A 277-nucleotide genomic window follows, 5' to 3' on the forward strand; every position below is an offset into this window, starting at 1 on the left:
GCACAACAGCGGCACCGTGGCCTTCCAGCCCGGCACAACCTTCAAAACGCTGACCGTCGAGGGTGATCTCACCGGCGCTGGAATCTTCGCCCTCAACACCGACTTGGCCACCGAACGCGGTGATCTGCTCAAGGTGCTCGGCGCCGTGCAGGACAACCAGACGTTAATCATCGCCGACTCCGGGCGTGAGCCGGGCGCTGCCAACGGCGAACTGCTGGTGGTCGATGGCAACGGCGGCGCGGGGCAGTTTGCCCTGGCAGGTCGGCCTTACGTGGAT

General features: G+C 65.3%; 1 protein-coding gene. It reads left to right on the top strand.

Annotated elements, in window-relative coordinates:
• Positions 1 to 277, top strand: a 277-nt coding sequence (locus tag AC0IW9_RS30740; protein WP_471652097.1) for a pertactin-like passenger domain-containing protein, incomplete at both ends; no start/stop codon positions are given.

This window comes from Belnapia sp. AC561, from assembly GCF_979252845.1.